Here is a 26,218-nt window from a genome sequence, read left to right as displayed (position 1 = left end):
TTCGGCTATTCCAACTCGATCGTTGCCGGGGGTTTGCTGGTTAGGTCGTAGAAGACTCGGTTGACGCCGTCGACTTCGTTTACGATTCGGCTCGCGATCACCTCCAGCGCGTCGAACGGGATGTTGACCGCTCGCGCCGTCATCGCGTCCTCGCTCTGCACGGCCCGCAGCACGATCGGTTGTTCGTAGGTCCGTTCGTCTCCCATCACGCCTACGCTCCGCACATCTAAAAGCGCGGCGTAGCTCTGCCAGATCCCCTTATGCAGCCCGCGCGATCGGAGCTCGGAGCGGAAGATCCAGTCCGCTTCTTGCACCATCCGAACCCGTTCTCGCGTCACCTCGCCCAGAATTCGCACCCCGAGCCCGGGACCGGGGAACGGCTCCCGCTCCACCATCTCCTCAGGCAATCCGAGCAAGCGGCCGACGTTTCGCACCTCGTCCTTAAACAGCCAACGCAACGGCTCGATCAGCTTCATCCGCATCCAATCGGGCAAACCGCCCACGTTGTGGTGGGTCTTGATCTTCGCCGCGGTGGGCGAGCCGGATTCGATCACGTCCGGATAGAGCGTCCCCTGCGCCAGGAAGTCGCAATCCCGAAGCTCGTTCGCGTGATCCTCGAACACACGGACGAAGTTCTCGCCGATGATCTTCCGTTTCCTTTCAGGGTCGGTAACGCCGGCGAGGGCTCCGAAGAACCGCTCTTTCTCCTCGAACGCCTTCAAATTAGCGTGGAAGTGGCCGCCAAACGTTTCGACCACCTGCTCGGCTTCTCCCTTTCTCAGCAACCCGTGATCCACGAAAACGCAGACTGCCCGCTCACCGATCGCCTGAATCAATAGGGCCGCCATCACGCTCGAGTCGACTCCGCCCGAGACCGCGCATAGCACCTTCCCCTCTCCCACGGTTTGCCGGATCGCAGCGATTTGGTCTTCGATGAAGCTTTCGCTGGTCCAGTCCCCTTTCAGCCCTGCGTAGTCGAACAGGAACCGCTTCAGTACCGTGCGCCCATCGGGAGTGTGGGTCACTTCCGGGTGAAACTGAACGCCGAACCGCTTCTGGGCCAGGTTCTCGATCGCTGCCACCGGGCAAGAATCGGTGGAAGCGGTCACCCGGTAGCCGGTCGGCGCCTCCAAGACCTGGTCTCCGTGGCTCATCCAGACCTCGTTGCTGGCCAAGCCGCTCACGAGCGAATCGCCCGCTGCCGGGGTAAAGACCCGATGCCCGTACTCTTTATGATTCGACGTCTCCACCCGCCCTCCCAAGCGGGCCGCCATGAGTTGCTGGCCGTAGCAAATCCCCAGCGTGGGAATCCCCTCGAGGACGGAGAAGTCGAGATCCGGGGCACCCGGTTCGAGAACGGACCGAGGTCCTCCGCTAAGGATGACGGCGTCCGGTTTCTCGGCGCGGATCTTGTCCGCCGCCGTGGTCCAAGGGACCATCTCGGAATAGATTCCAAGTTCGCGCACGCGGCGCACGATGAGCTGAGTGTACTGTCCGCCGAAGTCGACGACGAGAACGGTCTGGTGGTGGGCCATTGACCCTAATCAGTCTACCTATGCATTGGTTGCGATATCACGCCCTGCGAGACCGACGCGACGGCTACCCCGCTTCGCCGTCGTGGGACAGATTGCGAACCGCATTGCGCAAGTCGTTGATCCGGTCGTGTTCGAATTCGATCGCCCCTCCGTGTCGAGCCACCGCTTCCTCCATCTTTGCTTCGGCCTGTTCGAGGAGAGTGAGCGATCGATCTCCTTCGCCTTGCCGAAGAGCGATGGAGGCGTCGGCCAAGGCGGCGGTTCCCTGAGCGGCTTCCGGTACGGCCTCCACTTGCACGCGAAAGGAAAGGGCGCTCGCCAAATCGTTCCGGACCCAAGCGTGGAAGAAGGAGGACTCTAGTCGCATCACCTCCAACATAACCCCGGCCTTCTTACCCAAAGCCTCCGCCACGTTCAGTCCGCGGTCGAGGTGCGCCATTGCCCCATCCAAATTGCCCACGTCGTATTCATAAAAATAGGCAACGGTTTGCGCGCGAAGTTCTTCCGCGGTTCCATCGCGCAATTCGACTGCCGCCGCAACCAGGATCGGATCCCAATCCCTCGCGCGGACCCCACTCTGCAGCTCTCGCCCGATTAGGACCAGCGCGACTAGCCTCTCCCGGGTGGCTCCTCGACCGAGCAGGATAAGCATTACCTTCATATCGGTGGGAGTCCCGGCGGCCGATGTAAATGGCAGTAGCGTCCCGGGAAGGACAGAGAGCGCCATCACGAACAGGCTCAGTGCGGCGAAGTGCGGGATGGCTCCAGTCAGCTCGGGCCCCCGTGCCGGCTCCGGCAGCGCTTGCAGTAGTAGGTAGGTGAAGCCAACATATAGGAGGCTGGCCAAAGGCCCGCCGGCGAACAGCCAAAACATTCGCGCAACCAATCGGTCAGTCGATCCTGGAACCAGCCTGGCAAAGCCGGAGAGGTGCGGATTCTCTACGAAGACAAGCTGGAGCGCACCTGACTGACGCCGAAGCTCGAGCGGTCCAACCCGCATCGTTTGAAATCGAAAGCCGGTCAGCATGCCGGCGACGACGTGTCCCAATTCATGCACCAAGATCGCGAGGAAAGCCGACAGCGCGATGAAAAGAGCCGTTCCGAACGCGGAGGGAAGGACAATCTCCAGCACCCGCGCGGTAACCCGCCCGCTTCCCGACAGTCCCGCAATGAGCACCGCGAAGACGGTCCCCGCGAAGAGGGTGATGAGGCCGTAGCGACGCAGCAAATCGAGTTACCCCGGGTGCCGATCGTGCCACGCCTTTACATAGCGCGAGGCCTTTGGATTCGATTCGTTCCAGCGAGGCTCCGTGGGCGCGTCGGCGATCATCATGATCGCGAGCGCCGTCAGCCGGTCGACCTTGGCCATGTTCGCAAAATCGACCTTATCCACGGTGTCGGCGACCCCATGGTAGTCGGGATACTCGAACGCGGTGCAGATCGTGTGCGCCGGCACCCCTTGCAGCGCCAACGCGGCGTTGTCGCTACGGAAGAAGAATGGATCGCTATATTTTTCGTGCCGCTGCACTCCCGTGCCCAATACTTTCCCCGCCGCCTCGAAGATCTTTCCGACATCCGAGTAATCCTCGCCCGTCATCGAAACCGCGTTCACTCGCGGACCTTCGAGATCGTCGGTCCGGCCGATCTGCTCGAGGTTGACGTCGGCGATCGTCTTCTCGATCGGAAATCGAGGGTTCTTACCGTAGAAGGTCGACCCGACCAGCCCTCGCTCCTCTCCATAGAACGTCATGAAGACGATCGACCGCCTCGGCTTGTACTTTGACATCGCGTTCGCAAGCTCCATCACCGACACCGTTCCGCTCCCGTCGTCGTTCGCCCCGTTATAGATCAGGTCCCCCTCGCCCGATTTCTTCATGCCGAGGTGGTCGTAGTGGGCGGTGACGAGGATGTAAGTGTCCTTCAACTTCGGATCGCTCCCGCGCAGAACGCCGATGACGTTCCTCACCGGAACCTGGTCGTCCGAACCCCTTGCCTTGATCGTCGCCTTTTGGAAATACCCGTCGTCGCCGGCCGGTTCGAGGCCGGCACTTTGAAAGCTCGCCGCGATGAACCGCGCCGCGATATCGAGCCCCCTCGAAGGCGTCCCCCGCCCTTCGAGCTCGTCCGAGGAAAGAAAAGTTAGATTCCCCCGCATCGAGTTCTCCGAAATGGAGTCGAGAACCGCTTTCCGCTCCCGCGTAACCTTCGCGTCCCAAGTTTGGCTCCCGGTCGCGAGGAGAGGAACGAACAGCGCAAGGAGAACGAAGCGAGACTTCACCGCGACATTGTAACCGCTACACCTGGGAGCGCGGGCATCCTGCCCGCCCCCGGACCCCGGGCGTCTCGCCCGACCCAACCACGGGACCCCAAACCCGCAAAAAATCGCCTCTAACGATCGACCTGCCGATAATGCCGTCGTAGCCACATGCTCAACCCGTCTAGTCCAGGGAAAAGCACGCGCTCGTTGATGTTTGCCTGGTCCAGCTTGTCCCGCACTTCCCAGCAGAGCTCTTTCGGGATCACAATCCGCTTCGCCAGGTGCGGATGGACGCCCGCCCACTCCTCGATGGTGCGCGACGGATTCGATAGCACCGAGAACAGAGCGTACTGATTCACGATCCGCTGATCGAGCGATGGCGGCTCGAAGAAGAACAACACATCCTCGCCGTCGCCAAGCCCGTTCAACGCCTCCCAGGTCGGCACGTGGGCATCTAGGAGCTCGGTCGTCCATACGTCGGAGCCTTCTTCACGCAACGCCTTTCGCTGCCGATCCGGCAGTAGCTCGTGGGCGCCAACGTAGTCGATCGCCCACACGATCGAGTCGTGATGCCCCAGGTCATGTCCCGCGGTAGCGAAGTGGAGCGCGACAAACGGCGAGTAGGTCCAATCCAGCAACCGAGTCGGCAACCCGTGGTGCTGGGCCAGCGCCACCCAGTTCCACAGCGAGTCGATCGTGCTCACGTCGCGTTGGGCATACTTTTTGAAGTTTCGAATGAGATGCCGTTCGACGGCGGGAAAATCCCCCCGTAGCCGCATCAGCGTCGTCGTGAGCATATATTCCGACGAAGAAAGCCCCTTGTATGCGTAGTGGGAACGGAACCGGCCGAGCGGTTCTTGCCAGCTCTCCTCGAAAAGCAACCCGCACAGGTGGCTCCAACTTTCGGCGTACACCGTCCGAAAGGTCTGCCCCGCCGACCGTGACCCGGTACCCTTTATGGCTTGGCACCCGACGGCGCGCTCTCCGGCAAGACGATTCTGCGGTTCTACTACCCGCTCGCCCTCTCGTGGTTCTTCATGGGACTCGACGGTCCGATCTCCGTCGCCGTCATGTCGGGCCTGCCCGACCCGCGCGTCAACACCGCCGCCTTCCTCATCCTCTTGGGTCTGGCGATCTGGATCGAGAGCCCGGTCATCGACCTCCTCTCCACTGCCACTACGCTTGGAAAGACCGCGCGCTCCGTCGGCATGCTCAACCGGTTCTCGATCTATTTGATCGCGTTCGTCACCGCCGCGCACGGCATCGTCACGTTCACTCCACTCTTCTGGGTCCTCACCGAACAAGTGCTGGGCGTCCCTCACGACGTTGCCGCCGCCGTCCGCCCCGGGCTTATCCTCATGCTGCCCTGGAGCGGCTTCATCGGCTGGCGTCGTTCCCGGCAAGGCCTGCTGATTCGTAACGGCCATACCCGCATCATTGGGTTGGGCACCCTCTTGCGGGTTACCGTATTGGTCGTCGTCGATCTCGCCTTGCCTCATTTCGCCTCCTTACCCGGTTTGACCCTCGCCGCCTGGGGTCTGATCACTTCCGTTGCGGCGGAGGCGATCTTTATTTATATCGTGAGTCGGGACGTAATCCGCGGAATCGACGAACCGGGTGCGGAAATCGGTGAGCCGATGACCATGAAGCGCATGTTCGCCTTCCACTGGCCGCTCACCGCCACCTCGATGCTCAAGCTCCTCACCGGCCCGATCGTCGCCGCTGGATTGGCCCGGCTCGTGGACCCTACCCGCTCGCTTGCCGCCTACGAGGTCGCCTGGACCGTCCTCTTTCTCTTCCGAGTCACCGCCTTTTGCCTGCCCGAGGTGGTAATCGCCCTCTACCGCGACGAGGCGAGTCGCCTAGCCCTTCGCCGATTTGCCCTGGGGGTGGGAATCGGCTCCAGCGGGATCCTTCTCTTGCTCACCCTGCTCCGGCTCGACGGTTGGGTGTTTCAACGCCTCATGGGCGTGACTCCCGACCTCGCGGAAAGGGCGCACTGGATGTTCATGGCCGCCGCGCTCACGCCGTTCTTGGACGCCATGATGTCCTACGTCCTGGGAATTCTCACCTCCCACCACCTGACGGTGGCGCGAATGGTCGCGGTCTTCGCATCCAGCCTGGCCTTGGTCGGAGGGGTCGCAATCGCCGTAATCGGCCGATGGAGCCCACCCGCGCTCGTCGGCATTTCCATCGCCGCCTCCCTGGGCGTCGAGCTTGGAGTTCTAGCGCTCGCCTGGGTGCGCGCACAACCGAAGCTGTCTACAAGTTCTGCGGCGGCCCGTTGACCCCGTGATGATTGCCGCCATGCAGATCGTTGGTCTTCCGTAGTTCATCCAACCCACGCGCCACCAACGCCCCGCCAAGTCCAAGTAGGACGAGCCCCGAGAGGGAATTCCGGAACAACCCCAACGCCCCCACGATGCCCCCGACGATCAGGTAAGGCTTCGCCGGATGGTCGCTAGCCAAAACATCGAGCACATCGTCAAACCGCTTGTTGAGCGAGGAAGAATCCATGGAGATAGTGAACCTCTTTCGGCAGGCTCGGTTCCATGGGAGCTAAATGTGGCTTGTGGCTTGTGGACTGATCGGACATCCGAATCCGAAGTCAGTACCTATTCATATCCCGTCATTAAGAAAATGCCGGCAATAGTGGTTCGCATGTGGCCCGGGAATAATAGTTTTGACCAGTTAGATTTAGACCTCCCTTTCTAATTTCACCCGTAGCCCGGGGATTTATCCGCGGTTCAAGGTTCTACCGGGGATAAATCCCCGGACTACGGGTGAACCTGTTTTGTCAATCTATTTGTTGATGACCATCATCCGTCGGAGGAATGTCTCTTCACATGACCGATCCGTCTCGGCACTGACGGATCCACGGATCCGAAGCCATTTCCGGACGGAAATGAATGTATCGGTCAATGGCAGCCGCGCGGCCGGGATGTTGCAGGTGACCAAGGCCGTGGAGTGCGCTGAGCTGTACTCGCTCGTCGGAGTGCAGGCTGAGATCTGAGAGCGTCTCGAGGATCACCGAGCCGATGCCACGGTCGTCGACTCCAGAGATCAGGAGGTCCCACCACATGTAGTAGCCCCTCTCCATAGGCTCTTCGGGGCCAAAAAGGAACGGAATCGCCAATGTTACGCACTTTGCCGCTCGAACGACTTCGCATTGTTCGTCAAAGTTCAGCTTGGAGGCACTTTCGAGCTTCCAGCCCAAAAACAGGGGATTGCTCCCGATTCGCCAGAGCACCGTGTCCTGGTCCTTGTGAGACATTGACTGAGCTCGAACCCTCCAGTTCGAAAGGATCTGAACAAGCCACTGCGCTATCTGCGCATCCCCCTCCGACGAAGCAAAGTCGTTCAACTCGTCATCCACGTCGCGTGAGACCATAAAGAGAAACTCCTCAAATTCTTCCCCTCCCATGGCGTCCCTTTTGTAACGTAATTACTAGAGAGCTGCGAGGATGCTCTAACGTCATCAATCTCTTACCACTCTGACGTAGCGAGCCTACCCACCTAAGATTAGCGCCCTCCCTTAGGGTAAAGCCAATTAATCGAGCAATCGAGCGCCTCCCTTTGCTCTCCCCTCAACAAAATCCACCGATCCAGTATCTTTACCGGCCCTTCTCCTCTATCCTGAAATGGAGGAATTCGTATGCGTCGCGTCAGCTTTGCCCTGCTTGCTGGGCTTTCAATGGTCGCTGCCTACCGGACTGCTGCCGACGCGCAGTTCTCCGTGCGAGTAGGGCAATTTGGCCCGCGGGCGGAAGTCCGCTACGCTCGACCGACCCTCCTTTGGGAGATTTGGCCGACCAACCCGGAGGCAAGGGTTCAGTCCGTGGTTCTAACTCTCGACGGCAAGCCGGTGGACGCCCAGTACGACCCTCACGCACGGGCGGTCAAATACACTCCGAACAAGCCGATGACGCCGGGGGCGCACAACGTCGATTGCCGAATAACCTTCGAGGGTGGAGCGTCGTTCGATAAAAAGTGGGTCACCCGTATCGCGGAAGCCCCGCTAGCCGAATTCCCGTCGCCGACCCGCGATCAGGTCGAAGCCATAACCGCGATCAACGATCTCCGGCACGCGCTCGGGCTCACTACGGTCGTCCCCGACCAACGCCTAAACATCGCGGCGTTTCTCCACTCCTCCTATCTCGCCAAGAACAATGAAAACGGCCATGCCGAAAAGCCGGGTACCCCCGGCTTCCTCGGCGCATCCGGGGTCGAGCGCCTGGAAGCCTATGGCTATGTCGGAAGTTGCTGGGAGGATGTGGGCTTCGGCTCTCACTCGGTCACCGAGGCGGTCAACGACCTCTTCGACGCCCCCTACCACCGCATTCCGTTCCTCCAGCCCGGATCGATCCCGTTCGGCTCCGGATACGTCGACCAGCGCACCACCCTCGAATTTGGTGCATCCGACGAAGGAGGCGTGGTCGTCTCGCCCGCCGACGGCCAAACCCGAGTTCCCTGCCTCTGGCACAACTTCGAACGGCCGAATCCCCTTCGATCCCGCGCGACGACTACAACCGTCACCGGCTACCCGATCGTGTTGGCCGGCTTCGGAACCGGATTCTCGCGCCTGCACGGCGTTTCGGCGAGACTGGCTGGCCCCAAAGGTGAGCCGATTACCTGCTGGTTAAACAAACCTGAAAACGACGATGTTTTAACCAGCGCCGCCATCCTGATTCCCCAACTCCCGCTTCGCGCCAAGTCGACGTACACCGCCACCTTCTCGGCTTACGACGACGAAGACCGCCCCATCGACAAAACCGTAAAATTCACGACCGGCGCGAGGAACTAGCGACGTCGCTCGCCCGGGCAAAGTGGCTGCTGTAAGTCGCTATCCAAAGACCTGAACCAGCACAGCACGCATCCCAACCTCGAAGAGGTTGCGTCCCATAGCGAAGGGTTGCGAGGCACGAGCTACCCTGGTATCGGTACCGACACACGATCAACCCCAACGGGGTTGCGTCTCCTCTGGGTCCCACGAGATACGTTACCGCTCCGCGACGGGGACGTAGGCCAAATTCTCCTGCCCTTCGTAGATCTGCTTCGGACGGATCAGCCGGTTGTGATCGAGCTGCTCGATCGCGTGGGCGCAGTATCCGGCCACCCGTGAGGCGACGAAGATCGGCGTATACAGGTCGATCGGCAACCCTAACAAGTAGTAAGCGTACGAAGCCGGGAAGTCGACGTTCGGGAAAATGTTCTTCCGTTCGGCCATCGTCTTCTCCAAGATGTCGGCGATCTGTCCGTATTTGGTGACGCCCTTCTCGATTCCGAGCTCCTTGGCGACCTTGCTCATGTAGAAGGCGCGGCTGTCGCCCTTCTTGTATTCGCGATGGCCGAATCCCATGATCTTCTTCTTGGTGGCAAGCGCGTCGTCGATCCAAGCCTGCGCGTTCTCCGGTTCGCCGATCTCGAGGATCATGCGAATCGCTTCCTCGTTCGCGCCGCCGTGCAGCGGCCCGCGTAGCGTGCCGATGCCCGTGACCACGCCGCTGTACAGATCGGAAAGCGTGCTCACCGTGACCCGGCAAGCGAAGGTGGAAGCGTTAAAACCGTGCTCGGCGTAAAGGGTAAGGCTGGCGTCCAGTACCTGCAGCGTCTTCGCGTCCGGCTCTTCGCCGCGCATGAGATAAAGCAGGTTCTGCGCGGTGGTATGCGACGGATTCGGCTTGAGTGGGGCGAGACCCTGACGGATCCGGTGCCCGTTCGCCACCATGGTGCCGCCCTTGGCGATGATCCGCTCCGCCTTGCGGAGGTTCGCCGCATGGTCGGTGCTCGGAGCCGTGTAATCCGGATCAAACGGGGCGAGGATCGAGTACGCCGTCCGGATCATATCCATCGGGTGCGTATGCTTCGGCATCGCCGCCAGCGCGGTGTAAACCGCCTCCGGTACTTCCCTCTCCGCTCCCAACAGGCGGTTAAAATCGGCAAGTTCGGCCGCGGTGGGCAGATGCCCGTGGATCAGCAGGAATGCCGTCTCTTCGTAAGACCCTTGCTCGGCCAGATCGTGGACGTCGTAGCCGCGGTATTGCAGGCTGCTCCGGTCGCTGTCGATCTCGCTGATGCTGCTGATGCCGGCCGGCACCCCTTCTAGCCCGGGGCTGTAGTTCGGATATTTATCGGTTGTCGTCGCGCTCATGGTCCACGTTGAAACGTTCGCTGATCCCAATCTTACCGCTTCGGCGATCGAGTTCTTTCAATCCCAGTGAGCCGCCAAAACCGCGGCCACTCGCTCCAAGAATGACTCATCCGTCGCGTCAAATGCTCCCACCTCATGCCCGTCGACGTCGATCTGCCCCAACACCCGCTCCCCGTCGCGGATCAGCACCACGATTTCGCTCCTGGTGACCGCGCTGCAAGCGAGGTAATTCGACAGCTCCCGAACATCGGTCACCACTTGGTTTTTGTTTTCCGCGACCGCCGTCCCGCAGACTCCCCGGCCAACCGGAATGCGCGTATGGTCGGTCTCCGCCCCTACATACTCGTCGAGCACGAGCGTGTCCCCTTCCAGCCGATAGACCCCGCTCCAGTTGTAGCCAGGCAAGTCTGCCAGCGTCTCCATCGCCCGCCGCCTCAACTTAGCACCCGTCGCCTTTGCCCCAACCAGTCGACGCATATATTCGTCCGCCGCTTCCGAATCAATCACCCCCCCATTATGGAAGCCCCCGGAGCGCGGACGTCCCCGTCCGGCGCTCCCCTCCGCGCCCAACGCCCCACGCCCAACGCCCAACGCCCAACACCCCGTTGATAACCCGTGTAACTCGGTGCAAAACCTGGGGACCAGTGGTGGGAAAGAATTTTCCTCTTCCGCTACAGCTTGGGTCGCGGTATGATGGGAACCACAAGATGTTGAGGGACGCCTAAAAGCTATGCAGTGCCCGTTCTGCGGAGGAGCCGACCAAAAGGTGCTCGATTCGCGTCCCTGCATCGACGGCGAGGCGATCCGCCGCCGCCGCGAATGTCTGGCGTGTGGCCGCAGATTCACGACGTTCGAGCGACCCGAAAGGCCGCGAATTTTTGTGATCAAACGGGATGGAACCCGCGCCGAATTCTCCCGAGACAAGGTCTTCGACTCCATGCGAATCGCCTGCCGGAAGCGCCCGGTCTCGGTGGAAACCATCCGCGTCCTTAGCGAGCGAATCGAGCGTGACCTGTACCAAGACTTCGAAGACGAAGTCACCACCAAAGAGATCGGCGCCCGAGTCATGCGCGAGCTCGCCCCCGTCGACACCGTCGCCTACGTCCGCTTCGCCTCCGTCTACCAAGAGTTCGAAACCGTCTCCGACTTCGCCCGCCTCATCGAGGAAGTCCAGAGAGAGCAATCGCTGGCGCCGTATCGAGGCCTGCAGGAGAGCTTGCTGTGAGAGAGCAAGGCGTGAAGCGTGAGGCGCGAGGACATGAAGGTTGCGCCATACCCACTCGGTCTCCCTTCCCCTTTGCGCCTTCGCGCCTTTGCGTGACCATTCCCTTCACCGTCCGCCGAACGCAACCTCTTCGAGGTAGGGACCCATCACTTCGCTGTTCCAGGGTAGCTCGTTCCTCGCAACCCTTCGCTGTCGTCTGTAATGCCTTCGGCATATTCCGGAGGGCCTTCCGCGCCCCCTCCCAACGCCTTAACGCCCAGCGCCTCGCGCATTAGTCTCATGAAAATCTCCCGCTACTTCACCACGTCCGGCCAAGACCCCTACTCGGGGATTCCCTTCGAGCCCCGCCGCAGCGAGATCCGTAACCCGGACGGCTCCACCGTTTTCCTTATGGAAAACGTGATGGTCCCCGCGCACTGGTCGCAGGTCGCCACCGATATCCTGGCCCAGAAATATTTCCGAAAGGCCGGACTCCCCGTGGGCGAGATCCACGGCGCGGAGTACGCGCCGTCTCTGAAAGACGTCCTCACCCCCAAGGAAGACCGCGAGACCGACTCTCGCCAGGTCTTCCACCGCCTCGCCGGCTGCTGGCGATACTGGGGCGAGAAGAACAACTACTTCGACACCACCGAAGACGCCCAGGCGTTCTACGACGAGCTCGTGCACATGCTCGCCCGCCAGGTCGCCGCACCGAACTCGCCGCAGTGGTTCAATACCGGACTCCACTTCGCCTACGGCATCACCGGCGTTCCTCAGGGGCACTACTACGTCAACCCCAAGACGAACGAGCTGGAGCGGAGCCAAAACGCGTACGAGCGACCCCAGCCCCACGCCTGCTTCATCCTCAGCGTGAAGGACGACCTCGTCAACGAGGGCGGAATCATGGACCTGTGGACCCGCGAGGCCCGCATCTTCAAGTACGGCTCCGGCGTCGGCACCAACTTTTCCAAACTCCGCGCCGGTAACGAAAAGCTGAGCGGCGGCGGCAAGAGCAGCGGCCTCATGTCGTTCCTGCGCGTCGGCGACCGATCGGCCGGCGCCATTAAATCCGGCGGCACCACCCGCCGGGCCGCCAAAATGGTCTGCCTCGACCTGGACCACCCCGATATCGAAGAGTTCATCAACTGGAAGGTCAAAGAGGAGCAAAAAGTAGCCGCGCTGGTAACCGGCTCCAAGCTGAACGAGCGGCACCTTAACGCGGTGATGAAGGCATGCTACGAAGGTGGCAAAGCGCAGAGCGCGAAGCGTGAAGATTCCTCTTCCCTCACGCCTCACGCCTCACACCTCGCGCCTGGCACCCCCGATTTCAACCCCAGAACGAATAAAGCCCTCCGCCTCGCCATCGCCGAGGCCAAGCTCGACGAGATTCCGCCGAATTACATTCAGCGCGCCATCCAGTTCGCGCAGCAGGGGTTCACCAAGATCGAGTTCCCCACCTTCGACACCGGCTACGAGAGCGAGGCGTACATCACCGTCTCCGGGCAGAACAGCAACAATTCCGTCCGCGTGCCGAACGCGTTCTTCCACGCCGTGGAGAAAGGCGACACCTGGAACCTCACCGCCCGGACCACTGGAAAAACAATTAAGACGGTCGACGCCCAAGACCTCTGGGAGCAGATCTGCGAAGCCGCCTGGAACTCCGCCGACCCCGGCCTGCAGTACGACACCACCATCAACGAGTGGCACACCTGCCCCGTTGATGGCCGCATCAACGCGAGCAACCCATGCGTGACCGGCGACACCCTCGTCGCCACCGCCAAGGGGTACCGGCGCATCGTCGACCTCGTCGGCGAGCGCGTTGAGGTCATCAACGGCCACGGTCGCAAGGTCACCGTCGAGAAGGTCTTCAAGACCGGCACCAAGCCGGTCTTCGAGCTCAAGACCGCTGCCGGCTACCGCCTCAAGCTCACCGCCGACCACCGCGTTCTCACCGCCAACCGCGGCGACGTGCCCGCTTGTGAGCTGATGCTGGACGACGTAGTGGTCCTGGAGCGTCCCGGCTTCGGGACCGAGTCGATCGACCGCCCGCTCGCCGAGCTAGTCGGCGCCGCCGTCGGAGACGGCTGCCTCACCAAGGGTGCCAACGACCAGCGTTTCCTCTTCGTCACCCTCGGCCACGACGAGGCCGAACTGGCCGAACGGATGCGCCGGAACCTGGAAACCGTCAAGGATTCCCTGGCTGTCGATGGACGATCCAAGCGGACGACCACGATCCAAACCACGCCGACCAGCCTCCGCGTCGGAACTTCCGTCCGGCCCGTGCTCGAAGCGATCGAAGAGATCGCCACCCTCGGCGAAGGCGCCGCCCACAAAGCGTTCCGCAACCGCGTCTTCGAGCTCGACCGCGAATCCCAAGCGGCCATTCTTCGAGGCCTCTTCTCCGCCGACGGCACCGTCGCCAACTATGGCGAGAAGTCCCAGTACGTCTCGCTCGATAGCACCAGCCTGACCCTGATCCAACAGGTTCAGCTCCTCCTCCTCGGCTTCGGCATCAAGGGCAAGATCTACGAGAACCGACGTCCGCTCGCCAACACCTCCGCGATGTTGCCCGATGGCCAAGGGGGCCACAAAGAGTGCGAGGTCCAGCAGATGCACAGTCTGCGGATCAGCCGCGCCTCCCGGCTCGCCTTCGAGCAAGAGATCGGCTTCCTGCCCGAGAGCCGCAAGGCGAACGCTCTCGCCGATCTCAACCGCCGCGTGAGCGCCTACGCGGACCCGATGTTTGATCGCGTGGCTAGCCTCACGCCGTGCGGAATCGAAGATGTGTATGACCTGACCGAACCGGAGAGCCACCACTTCGTGGCGAACGGCCTCGTCGTTCACAACTGCTCCGAATACATGTTCCTTGACGACACTGCCTGCAACCTCGCCAGCATCAACCTGGTCCGGTTCTACGACCAGCAGACCGGCAAGTTCGACCTCACCGGCTACCAGCACGCCATCCGTGTTTGGACGGTCGTGCTCGAGATCTCGGTGTTGATGGCGCAGTTCCCCAGTAAGGACATTGCCCAGCTTAGCTACGATTTCCGCACCCTCGGCCTCGGCTATGCCAACCTTGGCGCGCTGCTGATGCAGATGGGCTACGCCTACGATTCGCAGGAAGGGTTCGCTATCACCGGCGCCCTTACCGCCATCCTCGGCGGCGGCAGCTACGCCGCGTCGGCCGAAATGGCGAAGGAGCAGCAGCCGTTCCCCCGCTATGAGGCGAACAAGGAGCACATGCTCCGCGTGATCCGCAACCACCGCCGCGCCGCCTACAACACGGCCGACGAATACGAAGGGCTCAGCGTCCTTCCCGTCGGCATCGACCAAAAGATCTGCCCGCCCGACATGCTACAAGCCGCCCACCGCGCCTGGGACCGAGCGCTGGAGCTGGGAACCGCAAACGGTTTCCGAAACGCCCAGGTCACCGTGCTCGCCCCCACCGGCACCATCGGCCTCATCATGGATTGCGACACCACCGGAATCGAGCCGGACTTTGCCCTCGTGAAGTTCAAGAAGCTCGCCGGCGGCGGCTACTTCAAGATCATTAACCAGTCGGTTCCGCCGTCGCTCACTAAGCTCGGCTACTCCGACGCGCAGATCGGCGAGATCATCGGCTACGCCCTCGGCCACAAGTCACTCAAGGGCGCGCCGTATATCAACCACGAGACGCTGCGGGCGAAGGGGTTCGGACCCGATCAGCTCGCCGCGCTGGAAACCGCGCTGGAGAACGCCTTCGAGATCGGCTTCGCCTTCAACAAGTGGACCTTCGGTGACGACTTCTGCCACAACGTCCTCGGCTTCACCGACGAGCAGCTCAACGACTGGTCGTTCAACATGCTCGCCGAGCTCGGCTGGACCCGCGCCGAGATCGACGCCGCCAACCTCTACTGCTGCGGAACCATGACCGTGGAAGGCGCCCCGGGCCTGAAGCCGGAGCACCTGCCCGTGTTCGACACCGCCAACCGCTGCGGCAAGATCGGCACCCGCTTCATCTCCGCCGAGGGCCACATCCGCCAAATGGCCGCCGCCCAGCCGTTCCTCTCCGGCGCCATCAGCAAAACCATCAACCTCCCCGGCGAAGCCACCGTCAAGGCCGTCAACGACGCCTACTGGCTCTCCTGGACGCTCGGCCTGAAGGCCAACGCCCTCTACCGAGACGGCTCCAAGCTTTCTCAGCCGCTAAACGCCTCGTCCGACGACGCCGCGGCGGCGATCCTGGAGGCGACGTTGGAAGAAGAAGAAGTGGCGCCGGCTTCCAGCCGGCAGCCCGAACTCGCCCCAGCGAGTTCCTTCTCCTCCGTGCCCGATCAACCATCAGTCATCAATCATCAAACATCACTAGCCGAGGAGGCAGCAACAAAGCTAGTCTATCGGTATATAAGCCGCCGCCGAACCCTTCCCGGTCGGCGCAAGGGATACACCCAGAAGGCGCGCGTCGGCGGACACAAGGTCTACCTGCGGACCGGTGAGTTCGAAGACGGCTCGCTCGGCGAGATCTTCATCGACATGCACCGCGAGGGGGCCGCGTTCCGGTCGTTGATGAACTGCTTCGCCATCGCGATCTCCCTCGGCCTCCAGTACGGCGTTCCGCTGGAGGAGTTCGTCGAGGCATTCGTCTTCACCCGCTTCGAGCCGAATGGCTCGGTCCAGGGCCACGACAACATCAAGATGTCGACGTCCGTCATCGACTACATCTTCCGCGAGCTCGCCCTCTCCTACCTAGCCCGCACCGATCTCGTGCAGGTAAAGCCCGAAGACCTCCAAGGCGACACCGTCGGCCGCCCCAGCCAAGTGCCCGACTTCGAGGAAGAAGAAGTAGAAGACGACCACCTAGAAGGCCAAATCCCCGGCCGCGCCGCCCAGCCCCACGATTCCAAGGGTTTCTACGCCACCCGCGACAACGCGCCCCAAGCGTCGTTGCCGCTCGACGATAATCCCCAAGCTGTAGGCTCTCCCACCTGGACCCTGGAGCAAAAGCAGAAAAACGCCCCGGCCCAATACGAAGACCGCTACGTCAGCGGCAACGGCTCCAACGGCAAAGTTCTGGTAGAAAGCGCCCAAACGAACCTGTTCGCTCCGGCCCCAACGCCCAACGCCCAACGCCCAACGCCCTCCGCTGCCCCAACACCCCAACACCGTAACACCCCAACACCCCGCCTGCCCGGCGGCGAAATCGCCGAGAAAGTGAGGCAAGCCCGCCTAAAAGGCTACGAAGGCGACCCCTGCACCAACTGCGGCGCCTTCACTATGGTCCGCAACGGGGTTTGTTTGAAGTGCGATACGTGCGGCGAAACCAGCGGTTGTAGTTGAGGCAATAGCTACAGAATATTTTAAGTTTGTATCCATTTCTTCTAAAGTACGATCCGACTAATTCAGATTAAACTCTTAACAAAGTTTGATAGGTAGGCATGCAAGAAATTAAGTTTGAAAAGGACGACGTATTCGCTCTGGAGAATCTATATCCGGACCCAACTCTTCTACTTGATCTTGACATAAAATCTCTAAGAGAGGTAACAGAATCAGCGCTAGTGTTCCTTGATGCAAATGCACTTCTTTTCCTTTATAGAGTTTCAAATGAAGATTTAAGCTCTTTCGGAGCAGTACTACAACAGCTGTCAGAATCAGATAGGCTTCGGATTCCGGCCCGCGCTTTTCGCGAATTCGCAAAACACCGTCCCAACAAGATTGGGGAAATTCATAGTGGTCTACTCAATTCTTTTAGCCAAGCCAAGCAGCCCGAACAAATTAAGCACAGGTTCTTGGCCGATCTGGCAGAATTCAAGGCCCTTGAAAAAGAAGCAACGGCCCTAGCAAAGGCGAGACTGGAATACAATAAGGCTCACGACAATCTTGTGAACGTGATAAAGTCCTGGCGATGGAATGATCCGGTAACAAATTTATATAAATCGTTTGTCCAAGCTCATTCCATTGTCGAGTGTACTATGAGCGAAGATGCGCTTCTAAGTGAAATCGAGCGCCGCATCAAACACAATATTCCGCCTGGTTATGCCGATAAGTCGAAGAATGACCATGGCGCAGGTGATATCATTATTTGGCTGACTATTCTCCAAGAAGCGGCTAATAAGAGACGGAACGCTATCTTTGTCTCCAGCGATGCCAAAACGGACTGGTTTCACCAAAGCAATGGTCCGCTTCATCTTCGTTACGAGTTATCTTATGAATACGCTCAAGTATCGAATAATCATAGCGTCCATGTTGTCGAATGGAGCGAATTGCTGAAGGTTCTGAAGCAGCCAGAGAAAGTTGTTCGGGATGTGAAACAGCATGAAGTTCGTGAACGGTACAGAAATCGGGCGATCTTCAAAAATCAAGCAGCATCAAATCAGGCGATTCAAGCTTTGCGCAAACTATTGACGGACGCTGAAATCCTAAAGAAAGAAGCTAACCATAAGTTTATGCGGGATTTGGAAAGCAAGCCAGAAATGTTGCGAGACATAATTATTCATGATGCGTTTGACGATGAGCGAAGGATTGAAGGACAGGCTCTATTACGCTATAAAACAGCTGTTCAGCCTACTGTTCGGGAAACGTTATCCGAATTGATTAACAAGAAAGACCCTGGTTCTGTAGATTGGCAACTATTCGAGTTGATGGAAGAACCCGGGTCTCTAGAAGAACTCAAGACTGTCCTAAAGAACTTGCTTGAACTAGAAGACGGGTAAGCCCAGATTCTAACATCACCGGCCGCTTGAAGCCCATGATCAGGACGCGCATGTGCTCCGGCATGATCGTGTTGATAGGGACGATGCAGCCGTTTTCCACGGCAGCCCTTGCGAGACTCGCGGCGCAGGAGTCGGCGAATTCGGGTTCCGCGAGTACCGGCTTTCGGCGGGCCTCGCATGCTGTGAATGAGACCGACTTTCGACCACGGTAGGCTGCGTCCGGAGGTCGCTGGGGCTTCATTCGATATACGGCACGCCGTTCCTACGCGCGCAGCGCGTGTATGCGCAACTGGGTCCCGGAGGTACGACGGGTGGTTGAGGTGAGCGTCACACCGCCAAGACTTTAGAGCAGGTACGAGCCAACCTGCTACTACAACGCTTCGCGTTAGGTGCGAACGATTCGTATGGGTTTACAACCGCAGGTTGTGTAGACGCAGGTTGGCTCGTACCTGCGGACAACCCCCAAACGACCTCCACACCTCGTCAAAACGGGACAACAACGTCCGATAGGCGCGGCGGTCCTCGAACCAAAACACCCCCGCGCAGGTACGAACCAACCTGCGGCTACAACGCTTCGCGTTAAAATGCCCGTCATGACGCCGCCGCGGATGAAGAAACTTCGGCTACCGGAGGCCGCTTACAACGGCCAGAAGACCGTCTCCTTCACCGCATGCGAGCTCCACCGGCGCCCAAAACTCGCCGACCCTGAAATCGTTCGAGCTTGCGTCCACCTCCTCGCCGGAGCCACCAACGAGTTCGCCAGACCATCCCGTTTACACCATCATGCCGGATTATGTCCACGGGAACGCTACCTGCACGGACGCTAACAGCCGACCCTAAGCCGCCATGGATCGGTTAAGACACCTCTCGGTCTGGAGTTTTTTCAGCGCGGCCCGGGCGTTCGGTGGCAGCACGACCTTCACCACTAAGTCGTCCGCGCGAGCGATAACTGGACGGCCATCACCGGCTGCATCGCACAACCCAGTAGGTTCAGATCCGGAGCGATAAATCAGAGACCGGCCCCAATCGGTTCCACAGCCGGTGGCTCGGGCAATTTTTCAGACTGCCTCTGTACGCTATAGGCATCCAGATGGCTACAACACTTTCATAGGCCAGACCGCTGACGTTTTTGTGCACCAATTTCTGGCGTGATAATGCAATTATTGATACAATGGGCACTGTCCTTGGCCGCGGTGTTCGGCGAAATGAGCAGGTCACTCCCAGAGAGTATGAAATCGGATCCAAACCAAGATGCGGGAGATACCTTCGAGTTCTCCATCTGCGACCACTTCAGGTCTGTCAAGGGCCTTGCCAGGGGCTTGCTTTTCACACGCGGACTCTATGCAATTGCCCTCATTATTGGCCCCTATGTTGGAAAGCAGTTAATCATTCCAAATGCCGTCCCAGCCATTGCTGGGCTCACCGCATGCTTCTCGCTCACTGCAGCTCCTCAAGTGGGCTCCTTTCTTCGTTGCTTAGGACTGAAAGCCAGGGTCGATATAGAATGGGCAAGTTGCCGAAATCGCCACCGGCAAGTGCCCAAGAGCCTCGAAGGAATCAAGAAGGCGGAGGAAGAGGTTCGTAAGATCACTGAGAAATTGCGGCAAGAGTTGAATTCAGAGACGAGAATCACAGTTCTACAACGGTTACCACACGAAATACCCTCTCCCCATTCTTCCGCCCATGACTGAAAATCGATCCTTTACAATACGAATTGCGATAACTAACTCTGTTGCTGTCGCAGGCTTGCTGGGATCTTTCTGTGCAGTTCTCTTTGCTCTCAGGAGCGAGTCGGAGCGCCATCGCCTAGAGGTCCTCCACGTAACTGAGCTGGAGAAGGCCAGGTCCGCCGAAGCGATCGTCGCCGCTCTACAGGAGAAGAACCGGGAGTTGCAAAAGAAGAATGATCAGCTAATTGCGGCCAATCTCAAGATTCGTAAAGCCCAACAGTCTTCTGCACGCGTCGCAAACAAGGTAGGAGAAGTATTGCCTTACCTGACACATACACAGCCCCGCCTTGCCCAGGAACTTAGTGACGCCGTCTCTAATCTGCCGTTGCCTCCCAACAAACCAGGTGGAAACCACGGACCCATTGGAATAGATATGAACCATTGGGACATCGATGGTGCTCCTAGGCGTACCCCTTTGACTGTTGAACGTGTAGAAGCTGCTTTGAAACACCTCAAGTCGCGAGGTGTTTGTTTTGCGTTCATTAAGGCCACGGAGGGTGTAACGTTTACAGATCCAACTTTTGATATTAACTGGGCTGCAGCAGGTCGTGCCGGAATTCTGAGGGGTGCCTACCACTACCTCTCGTTCCAGACCTCGGGGGCGGACCAAGCCCGCCATATGTATGAGGTTGTGCAGCCTCAGCCATCAGACCTCCCGCTGCTGGTCGGTGTGGAACCGGGTCGCGTCGACAAGCGGCTCGATAGTTTTCGATCGAAAGCCGGCATCCTTAAATCCTTTGTTCGGGAGATTGAGAAGCTTAGCAACCGAAAGGTGATAATTGCGGGGCCTCGAGATCTGTGCGCTTTCTTGGCAGACGATCCAGATCTAAAAGCGAATCTGAGGTGGACGGGCTCAACGGGTTACTGGGGTGGACATTCTCACACGGGCGCAACTGGCAAACGCGTGTCCTGTGATTTCGAGCAGTACTCGCGGGCGGGTCAGATGGAAGGACTTAGCAAGAAACTACACTTGGAAGTATTCAATGGCTCACTGGACCAGCTTAGAGCCCTCACTTCTCGTTGAGGAGCCCTCAATCCTAACCATCTAAAATTGATCCGGCCCTCGTCGCCTGGACCAGCCCAAATAACCATAGTTTCCGTCCATGCTTCTCGCTTGGCGACCTAAGAGAAGGTTAGAAGCCATCTCTCAGATCTCGGGCATCTCTCCAACACAAATCATCTTTGGGTGCGCTGTCTTCGTGTCGATCCGGGCTGGTTTGCCTCGCGACTGGAGGTTGTGTCGGCGCAGGTTGGTTCTTGGATGGCGGAGGCCTTCCGACCATTTGCGCCGCGGTCAACAATGTGAAACGCTCTCGCCCAGGTACGAGCCAACTTTCGGACCCGATTCCGCTTTGCTTCATTTCCCTACAGTCCACTCACCTCCGTTTCGCATCGACTACCACATTTCACATCAAATGGTCGTGTCAAGGATCTCGTCCAGGTCGGTGCCGATGGAACCGGTGAATGGCCAATCCTTAATGTTCTCGCAGAGACCGGCGCGAACGGGGTTCAAGGCGATGTATCGGACATGGTTCGGCCAATCGTCGGAGGAGCGGATGTTACGATCGTGGAAATCGTCTTGCCAAGCGACCCCAGGTCTCTTATGGAAGAGCCAAGTTCCTGAGAGATACTTAAACCGCTCCATGGCTTTCTTTGGTTGACTCGAGTCCTCCGCGCCCATGATCAGGACGTGCACGTGATCCGGCAAGATCGTGTAGATCGGGACGATGCAACCGTTTTCCACAGCCGCCCGTGCGAGATTCGCCGCGCAGGAGTCGGTGAATTCGGGCTCCGCAAGCACCGGCTTTCGCCGGGCCTCGCATGCCATCGCCTGATCCCTCCCGACGCGCCGTCGGGAGGGTCCGGCCACCGGCCGGGCAATCCGCTACGCGTTTCTCAGATGGAGGCCCCGCTGGCGCGGGACCCTCCCGACGGCGCGTCGGGAGGGATCGACCTCACCCGGCTTTGCACCACCTAAGTCAACGAAGCTTCGCTTCGACCGGCAAACCGTCAGGAGAAGCCGATGACTGATTTTCGCGTCCGCTATGGTACAAACACGCGGTCGTTGTGCCACTGTAGGAACTCCGCCGACGGCCGTCTTCGCGACTCGGACGGCAACGACCGCAGCTCCTGACCGTGATAGCTGTAGTACAGCTTCCCGTTTGTAAACTGCTCCTGAATCTGCGCGCTCACCTCGACGCGGTAATCGGGCGTTATCGTCAAATACCCCCGGTCGAACAGCGTGTGCATATCGGATCGAAGTAGAAGCCCGTTCTGCACCTCGTGCTCCCCACCCTCGGAATACGGCACGATGTGCGCCGCCTGCAGCACCGGCAATGTCTTCTCACCCGTCAATGCACACCGCCGCTCGTATGCCTCGACGACTTCGACTTGAAAACCGCCCTGCCCAAGACGCACCTTGCGAACCGCCTCGCCATACCGCTCCCGACCTCGGTCCCGCTCACGCACGAAGTCGCCCGGAATTGCCAGCTCAGGCTCGGTCGGCTGACCAAGCCGTTCGCGGACTTGGGCTACCAATTCGTGCCCTCGCCCATCCAGCGCATCGAAACCCTTCCCTTGCACCGTGCTCTTCGGCCAATCCGCCGGCGCCGGTATCCACGCGTCCCTGGGAAACCAGAACGGCTCCGTCAGCACGATGCTCCCAATCTTTGGATCCGCATCGACCACCCCTGCCCGGTACTTCCGGATTCGAGTCAGAAACTCGCCCATCGACCTAACCCCGTTCTTCTCCCGGAACGCGTCCCAGACAAACGAAACCGGCAGATCCGGCACAAACCTCACGAAGTATCCGCCGCCAACGATGTAGTTCAACGGCGAATGAAGCTTGAATAAGAATAGCTCGCCCTGCTTAAGCGAACCAAAGGACCCCCGCTCCCCCGGCTTCCAAAAGTTCACCTCATCCGGCCGCATCGCCGAGAGCATCTCAAACCAATCCCGGTCCGTGATGCCAACGTAAACGCGCACTCCCGAACCTTACCCGTAGCATCGGCTTCAGCCGATGAACCCTCTGGAAGGAGGCGACGCTGCGTTCACCGATCCCTCAGTAGACCATCGACGGCTCAAGAATTGCGAGGCAGGTCAGAGTGCAACAAATGTCTACCTGTCCATGATAGAATAGTGAGGTGGTCGTCACGGGCCCCCAAAAACCCCAAAACGAAAACAAAAATCGTGGAACGAACCCAGAATTGAACCTAAACCGGTCGAAAACGAACCCACCAGCGCCAATCCGGACGGGCGGGAACCGAACGGACGGTCGCCGTTCGTACAATGAATCGCCATTGACGTAAGATGAAGTCTGGTATCGGGAAGACCCCGAGGAGTTGGATGATGTCCGAATCGCTATCCCGTCGCTCTCTTTGCCGCTGGACCGCCGGTGCGGCGGCTGGCTCCCTCGCCGGGCTTGGCCTTGCTCAGGAACCGGCCAAGACGCCCACCCCGGTCGAGGCCCCGTTCACCCGCGACTACGCCGCCCCCGAATTCCAGCCGCGCTGGAAGAAGCCGCAGCTCAACCGGCTGATGGTCCAAGACTTCGTCATCTACGCCCACTCCGACCTGGAGATGACCAAGAAGCTACTCGACCGCGAGCCGCTCCTCGTCAACGGGTTCATGGACTGGGGCGCCGGCGACTGGGAATCCGGCCTCGGAGGCGCTTCCCACATGGGCCGCCACGACATCGTCGAGCTCCTGCTGGAGCGAGGTGCCCGCATCGACATCTTCTGCGCCACCATGATGGGCCAGCTCGAAGCGGTGAAATCGTTCCTCACCCTCCAACCCCACCTCATCGACTCCCGAGGCCCCCACGGCTTCACCCTCCACTTCCACGCCCAGCTCGCCGGTAAAGACGCGGACAAGATGGTGGATTACTTGCAATCGGTCAAAAAGATCGAGCTAAAACCGAACCCGTTCGTGCAGAAGCCGCCGCCTGCCTAGTTGCCGACCTTTCCGACTAAGCTGGCGTCATGACGTTCCTTTCGCTCCTGGCCGCTCTGGTGGTAACGCCGCCGGCCGGACAAATTATCGTCGACCGGGCCGACGGCGCCTGGGAATCGCAGCAGGTCCAAGAGCCGTGCATTCTCCCCAACCCGAAGGACCCATCGAAGCTGGTGATGTTCTATTCGGGGGTCCCCAAATCGAATCGGGTCGTGTGCGCAGTCGGCAAGGCTTGGGCCTCCGTCAAGGATCCGTTCACCTGGCACCAAGACCGCCGTAACCCGGTCTTCGGTCCGATCGGCAAAGGCTGGGACGCCACGACGATCCGACTGGACGCCGTCCTCTACATTCCGGAAGAAGACGCCTACTACATCTACTACTCAGCCACCGCGGGCAACATCCAAGACCACATCGGCCTCGCCATCTGCCCGGCCGGCCCCGACGGATACTCGTCGATCACCCCCGTCAACATTCGGCGCTACTCTGCCGCTCCTGTCCTCTCCCCCGAGCCCACTGCCCCCTACTCCGAGGAAATGGCCTCCCAAGCCGCAGTCTGGCGAGAGAAGAAGCGGGGCAGATGGAGCTGGTACATGTATTACTCGTACCGAGGCAAAGACGGAACCCTGCCCGGCATCCGCCTGGCAACGTCGTCCGACGGCAAAACGTGGACGCGCCACTTCAACCAGAACGACCCACGAGGAATGGGCCAGATCTTTGCCTCCACTCCCGACGCCTATTACGAGTGGCACCAGGTCAGCAAAATCGGCCGAACCTACGTTCTTAGCACCGAAGTCGGAACCGATTACGGCAAGCGCTGGCGTCCCGTCATCGCCGTCAGCGACCGCCCCGATTCAGGCTGGAAGCAGCTCGACGTAGACACCGTGCTCCAAACCAAATGGACCGGCATCTACCGCGACGACGCCATCTACCACGTCGCCACCCCAGCCTTCTACAAGATCGGCGGCAAGTGGTATCTCTACACCCAAGCCTGCCCCCTCCCAAATAACCACAACTACATCGACGGCCAGTGGGACCTCTGGTGCTTCACCTGTTCGCGCCGGATCCCGACCCTCGGCCGAGACGCGATCTATGTTCCGCAGTAGCACCGGCTCCCAGCCGAGGCTACGCAGTTGTCGCGGCCTTCAATTCTCGGACCGCCTGCACGACTTCCGCGCGGCCCGAGCCGCCGTTCCATTTCTGGTGAAGCAGGTTGACTAGGAAGCTTCCGACCACGGCCCCGTCGGCCACTTGGCATACCATCCGGACGTGCTCGGGTTTGGAGATTCCGAAGCCAACGCACACCGGTTTATCCGTCTCCCGCTTGATCCGCTCGACTAGCCCCCGCACGTCGGCCGGAACCTGGTTCTCGGCTCCCGTCACCCCTGTCCGCGATACCGCGTAGACGAACCCCGTCGTCCGCTCCGCCACCTCGTGAATCCGCTCCTCCGTGCTCGTCGGCGCTACCAAGAAGATCGTGTCGATCCCGGCCGCCGCGCTCGCCTCGCACCAAGCGTCCGCTTCATCCGGAACCAGGTCGCTGATGATCGTCCCCGACGCCCCCGCCTTGGCGCTCGCTAACGCGAACTCGGCCAGGCCGAACCGAAGCACCGGATTGTAATAGCCCATCGTCACGATCGGTACGGCGGCGGTGATGCGGCCTACCGCATCCAAAATCGAGCGAGTGGTCGCGCCGTTGTCCAGCGCTCGCTGGCTGCTCGCCTGGATCGTCGGCCCCTCGCCGAACGGATCGCTGAACGGGATCCCGATCTCGATTACGTCGGCCCCACCTTCCGTGAGCGCGTCGACGATCGCCGGAAGCTCCTCGAGCGGCTGGTCTCCCGCCGTCAGAAAGAGGACAAGCCCCTTCTCCCCCCGCCCCCGAAGCGCATCGAACCGGTCATGAAGCTTGGACACCGACCGAATTGTGGCGCAACTCCGCTTTGAGCCGCCGCGCCTCCTCCCGTAGCGTCGGCGCCCCGCCGATGATCCTGCTGTACCTTTGGTACAGCAGGCGGCACACCTAGGTGCCGACTACACGCCTGCGGCGTAAGAAAGCGCTAGTTCGTCAGTGCGAGCCAGGCTTGCTTCTGGGCGGGGGTTAGCACTTTCAGGGACTTCTCCTGGTCGGCTAGCTGGTTCTTCGCGCGGCGCTTTCGCTCGGCACGGTAGCTTTTCTCTACTTCCTCGGCGTGCTTCGGGTCCTTGGAAACTTGCTCGGCGACGATCGACTCCAGCTCTTCGATCGGCTCGTCCGCCTTGTTCAAGATCGCACGGATCCGGTTCACTTGGGCCGGCTTCAGCTTCAGCTTAGCGGCCACGTCGGGCGCCACCAGCGCGGTGTACCCGGCGGCCTTAACCGATGCCTTCATCAGCTTCGCCCGCTGGTCCGCGGTCAGGGTCTTCAAGACGTCGTCGCTCGCCACGCGGTCGGCGACCATGATCGCCTTGTTATCCGGCGTCGCGGACTGAAACAGCTTCGATTGCCGTTCGGACAGCGTCTGCATGATCCGCTTGTAGCTTGCTTCCTGAGCCGAGCTGAGCCCGATCTGCGCCTGGATCTTGGGGTCGTTCAGCAGAAAAGTGCCGCGGTGCGCCAGGTCCAGGTGCGGAGCGGAGGGGAGCGACTGGGCGCCGGCCAGGGCCGACGCGGCGACGAACAGAAGGGAAAGAATCGAGTTTCGCATGGGTTGACCTGGGTGAT

At 60.1% G+C, this 26,218-nt stretch carries 21 protein-coding genes; 9 read left to right on the top strand and 12 right to left on the bottom strand.

What is annotated here, in order from left to right; translation table 11 throughout:
• Positions 1-5 precede the first annotated feature (5 nt).
• From guaA to OP10G_RS27505, 4 genes are all read right to left on the bottom strand, one after another.
• Complete coding sequence (gene guaA / locus OP10G_RS18865) at positions 6-1,535, bottom strand: glutamine-hydrolyzing GMP synthase (RefSeq protein WP_025228876.1); 1,530 nt, start codon at positions 1,533-1,535, stop codon at positions 6-8.
• Between the two features lie 64 nt (positions 1,536-1,599).
• Positions 1,600-2,763 carry a zinc metalloprotease gene (locus tag OP10G_RS18860; RefSeq protein WP_025228877.1) on the bottom strand — a complete coding sequence of 388 codons (1,164 nt, stop codon included), beginning with the start codon at positions 2,761-2,763 and terminating at the stop codon, positions 1,600-1,602.
• Positions 2,764-2,769: 6 nt separating this feature from the next.
• Positions 2,770-3,813, bottom strand: a complete 1,044-nt coding sequence (locus OP10G_RS18855) for a M28 family peptidase (RefSeq protein ID WP_025228878.1) — start codon at positions 3,811-3,813, stop codon at positions 2,770-2,772.
• Between the two features lie 110 nt (positions 3,814-3,923).
• Entirely contained in the window at positions 3,924-4,706 is a 783-nt protein-coding gene (locus tag OP10G_RS27505; protein WP_038473388.1) for an FRG domain-containing protein, read from the bottom strand.
• 48 nt (positions 4,707-4,754) lie between these two features.
• Here OP10G_RS27505 and OP10G_RS27500 point away from each other — a divergent pair, with 48 nt between their 5' ends.
• Positions 4,755-6,080, top strand: a complete 1,326-nt coding sequence (locus OP10G_RS27500) for a hypothetical protein (protein WP_025228880.1) — start codon at positions 4,755-4,757, stop codon at positions 6,078-6,080.
• Here OP10G_RS27500 and OP10G_RS18840 read toward each other — a convergent pair.
• Both OP10G_RS18840 and OP10G_RS18835 read right to left on the bottom strand, forming a co-directional pair.
• The gene (locus tag OP10G_RS18840) at positions 6,055-6,309 is read right to left on the bottom strand and encodes a hypothetical protein (RefSeq protein ID WP_025228881.1); all 255 of its coding nucleotides are present in this window, start codon (positions 6,307-6,309) and stop codon (positions 6,055-6,057) included. The two genes, OP10G_RS27500 and OP10G_RS18840, sit on opposite strands and share 26 nt — an antisense overlap.
• A 325-nt stretch (positions 6,310-6,634) precedes the next feature.
• Positions 6,635-7,216: a hypothetical protein gene (locus tag OP10G_RS18835; protein ID WP_025228882.1), complete on the bottom strand. Its 582-nt coding sequence runs from the start codon at positions 7,214-7,216 to the stop codon at positions 6,635-6,637.
• 231 nt (positions 7,217-7,447) lie between these two features.
• On the opposite strand from OP10G_RS18835, the gene OP10G_RS18830 reads away from it, so the two are divergent.
• Positions 7,448-8,596: a CAP domain-containing protein gene (locus OP10G_RS18830; RefSeq protein WP_025228883.1), complete on the top strand. Its 1,149-nt coding sequence runs from the start codon at positions 7,448-7,450 to the stop codon at positions 8,594-8,596.
• A 195-nt stretch (positions 8,597-8,791) separates the two neighbouring features.
• Here the strand turns inward: OP10G_RS18830 and OP10G_RS18825 are convergent, their stop codons facing one another.
• Both OP10G_RS18825 and OP10G_RS27005 read right to left on the bottom strand, forming a co-directional pair.
• A complete protein-coding gene (locus OP10G_RS18825; protein ID WP_025228884.1) occupies positions 8,792-9,943 on the bottom strand; it encodes a citrate/2-methylcitrate synthase in 1,152 nt (383 codons plus the stop codon).
• A gap of 57 nt (positions 9,944-10,000) precedes the next feature.
• On the bottom strand, positions 10,001-10,450 hold the full coding sequence (locus OP10G_RS27005; protein WP_038473385.1) for a GAF domain-containing protein: 450 nt from the start codon (positions 10,448-10,450) through the stop codon (positions 10,001-10,003).
• Between the two features lie 223 nt (positions 10,451-10,673).
• Between OP10G_RS27005 and nrdR the strand changes: the two genes are divergently transcribed.
• From nrdR to OP10G_RS25050, 5 genes are all read left to right on the top strand, one after another.
• On the top strand, positions 10,674-11,168 hold the full coding sequence (gene nrdR, locus OP10G_RS18815) for a transcriptional regulator NrdR (protein ID WP_025228886.1): 495 nt from the start codon (positions 10,674-10,676) through the stop codon (positions 11,166-11,168).
• 279 nt (positions 11,169-11,447) lie between these two features.
• Complete coding sequence (locus tag OP10G_RS25055) at positions 11,448-16,463, top strand: LAGLIDADG family homing endonuclease (protein ID WP_025228887.1); 5,016 nt, start codon at positions 11,448-11,450, stop codon at positions 16,461-16,463.
• Between the two features lie 98 nt (positions 16,464-16,561).
• Positions 16,562-17,836 carry a PIN domain-containing protein gene (locus OP10G_RS18805; protein WP_025228888.1) on the top strand — a complete coding sequence of 425 codons (1,275 nt, stop codon included), beginning with the start codon at positions 16,562-16,564 and terminating at the stop codon, positions 17,834-17,836.
• Positions 17,837-18,429: 593 nt separating this feature from the next.
• A complete protein-coding gene (locus tag OP10G_RS18800) occupies positions 18,430-18,663 on the top strand; it encodes a hypothetical protein (protein WP_144241248.1) in 234 nt (77 codons plus the stop codon).
• Between the two features lie 856 nt (positions 18,664-19,519).
• Entirely contained in the window at positions 19,520-20,590 is a 1,071-nt protein-coding gene (locus OP10G_RS25050; protein ID WP_025228891.1) for a glycoside hydrolase family 25 protein, read from the top strand.
• Positions 20,591-20,977: 387 nt separating this feature from the next.
• Here the strand turns inward: OP10G_RS25050 and OP10G_RS25045 are convergent, their stop codons facing one another.
• Complete coding sequence (locus tag OP10G_RS25045; RefSeq protein ID WP_025228892.1) at positions 20,978-21,394, bottom strand: REP-associated tyrosine transposase; 417 nt, start codon at positions 21,392-21,394, stop codon at positions 20,978-20,980.
• A gap of 215 nt (positions 21,395-21,609) precedes the next feature.
• Positions 21,610-22,551, bottom strand: coding sequence for an HNH endonuclease (locus OP10G_RS18780; protein WP_025228893.1), 942 nt, complete (start codon positions 22,549-22,551; stop codon positions 21,610-21,612).
• Positions 22,552-22,875: 324 nt separating this feature from the next.
• Between OP10G_RS18780 and OP10G_RS25040 the strand changes: the two genes are divergently transcribed.
• Together OP10G_RS25040 and OP10G_RS18770 are read left to right on the top strand one after the other, a co-directional pair.
• On the top strand, positions 22,876-23,517 hold the full coding sequence (locus tag OP10G_RS25040; RefSeq protein ID WP_227624974.1) for an ankyrin repeat domain-containing protein: 642 nt from the start codon (positions 22,876-22,878) through the stop codon (positions 23,515-23,517).
• A gap of 29 nt (positions 23,518-23,546) precedes the next feature.
• Positions 23,547-24,620 (top strand): hypothetical protein, encoded by a 1,074-nt coding sequence (locus OP10G_RS18770; protein WP_025228895.1) that lies wholly within the window; start codon positions 23,547-23,549, stop codon positions 24,618-24,620.
• A 19-nt stretch (positions 24,621-24,639) separates the two neighbouring features.
• Here OP10G_RS18770 and trpA read toward each other — a convergent pair whose 3' ends face one another.
• Positions 24,640-25,431, bottom strand: a complete 792-nt coding sequence (trpA, locus tag OP10G_RS18765) for a tryptophan synthase subunit alpha (RefSeq protein WP_025228896.1) — start codon at positions 25,429-25,431, stop codon at positions 24,640-24,642.
• Positions 25,432-25,574: 143 nt separating this feature from the next.
• Positions 25,575-26,201, bottom strand: coding sequence for a Spy/CpxP family protein refolding chaperone (locus OP10G_RS18760; protein ID WP_025228897.1), 627 nt, complete (start codon positions 26,199-26,201; stop codon positions 25,575-25,577).
• Positions 26,202-26,218: the final 17 nt, after the last annotated feature.

Origin of the sequence: Fimbriimonas ginsengisoli Gsoil 348 (assembly GCF_000724625.1) — a bacterium.
Lineage (GTDB): Bacteria > Armatimonadota > Fimbriimonadia > Fimbriimonadales > Fimbriimonadaceae > Fimbriimonas > Fimbriimonas ginsengisoli.
Note: the sequence above shows the minus strand (reverse complement) of the source record. Positions and strands in the feature narration are given on the sequence as shown.

Excerpts from the sequence above, each read along its gene's own strand:
- guaA (WP_025228876.1), bottom strand. The coding sequence starts at position 1,535 with ATGGCCCACCACCAGACCGTTCTCGTCGTCGACTTCGGCGGACAGTAC.
- OP10G_RS18840 (WP_025228881.1), bottom strand. The coding sequence starts at position 6,309 with ATGGATTCTTCCTCGCTCAACAAGCGGTTTGACGATGTGCTCGATGTT.
- OP10G_RS18835 (WP_025228882.1), bottom strand. The coding sequence starts at position 7,216 with ATGGGAGGGGAAGAATTTGAGGAGTTTCTCTTTATGGTCTCACGCGAC.
- OP10G_RS18830 (WP_025228883.1), top strand. The coding sequence starts at position 7,448 with ATGCGTCGCGTCAGCTTTGCCCTGCTTGCTGGGCTTTCAATGGTCGCT.
- OP10G_RS18825 (WP_025228884.1), bottom strand. The coding sequence starts at position 9,943 with ATGAGCGCGACGACAACCGATAAATATCCGAACTACAGCCCCGGGCTA.
- nrdR (WP_025228886.1), top strand. The coding sequence starts at position 10,674 with ATGCAGTGCCCGTTCTGCGGAGGAGCCGACCAAAAGGTGCTCGATTCG.
- OP10G_RS25055 (WP_025228887.1), top strand. The coding sequence starts at position 11,448 with ATGAAAATCTCCCGCTACTTCACCACGTCCGGCCAAGACCCCTACTCG.
- OP10G_RS18805 (WP_025228888.1), top strand. The coding sequence starts at position 16,562 with ATGCAAGAAATTAAGTTTGAAAAGGACGACGTATTCGCTCTGGAGAAT.
- OP10G_RS18800 (WP_144241248.1), top strand. The coding sequence starts at position 18,430 with ATGACGCCGCCGCGGATGAAGAAACTTCGGCTACCGGAGGCCGCTTAC.
- OP10G_RS25050 (WP_025228891.1), top strand. The coding sequence starts at position 19,520 with ATGACTGAAAATCGATCCTTTACAATACGAATTGCGATAACTAACTCT.
- OP10G_RS25045 (WP_025228892.1), bottom strand. The coding sequence starts at position 21,394 with ATGGCATGCGAGGCCCGGCGAAAGCCGGTGCTTGCGGAGCCCGAATTC.
- OP10G_RS25040 (WP_227624974.1), top strand. The coding sequence starts at position 22,876 with ATGAAGTCTGGTATCGGGAAGACCCCGAGGAGTTGGATGATGTCCGAA.
- OP10G_RS18770 (WP_025228895.1), top strand. The coding sequence starts at position 23,547 with ATGACGTTCCTTTCGCTCCTGGCCGCTCTGGTGGTAACGCCGCCGGCC.
- OP10G_RS18760 (WP_025228897.1), bottom strand. The coding sequence starts at position 26,201 with ATGCGAAACTCGATTCTTTCCCTTCTGTTCGTCGCCGCGTCGGCCCTG.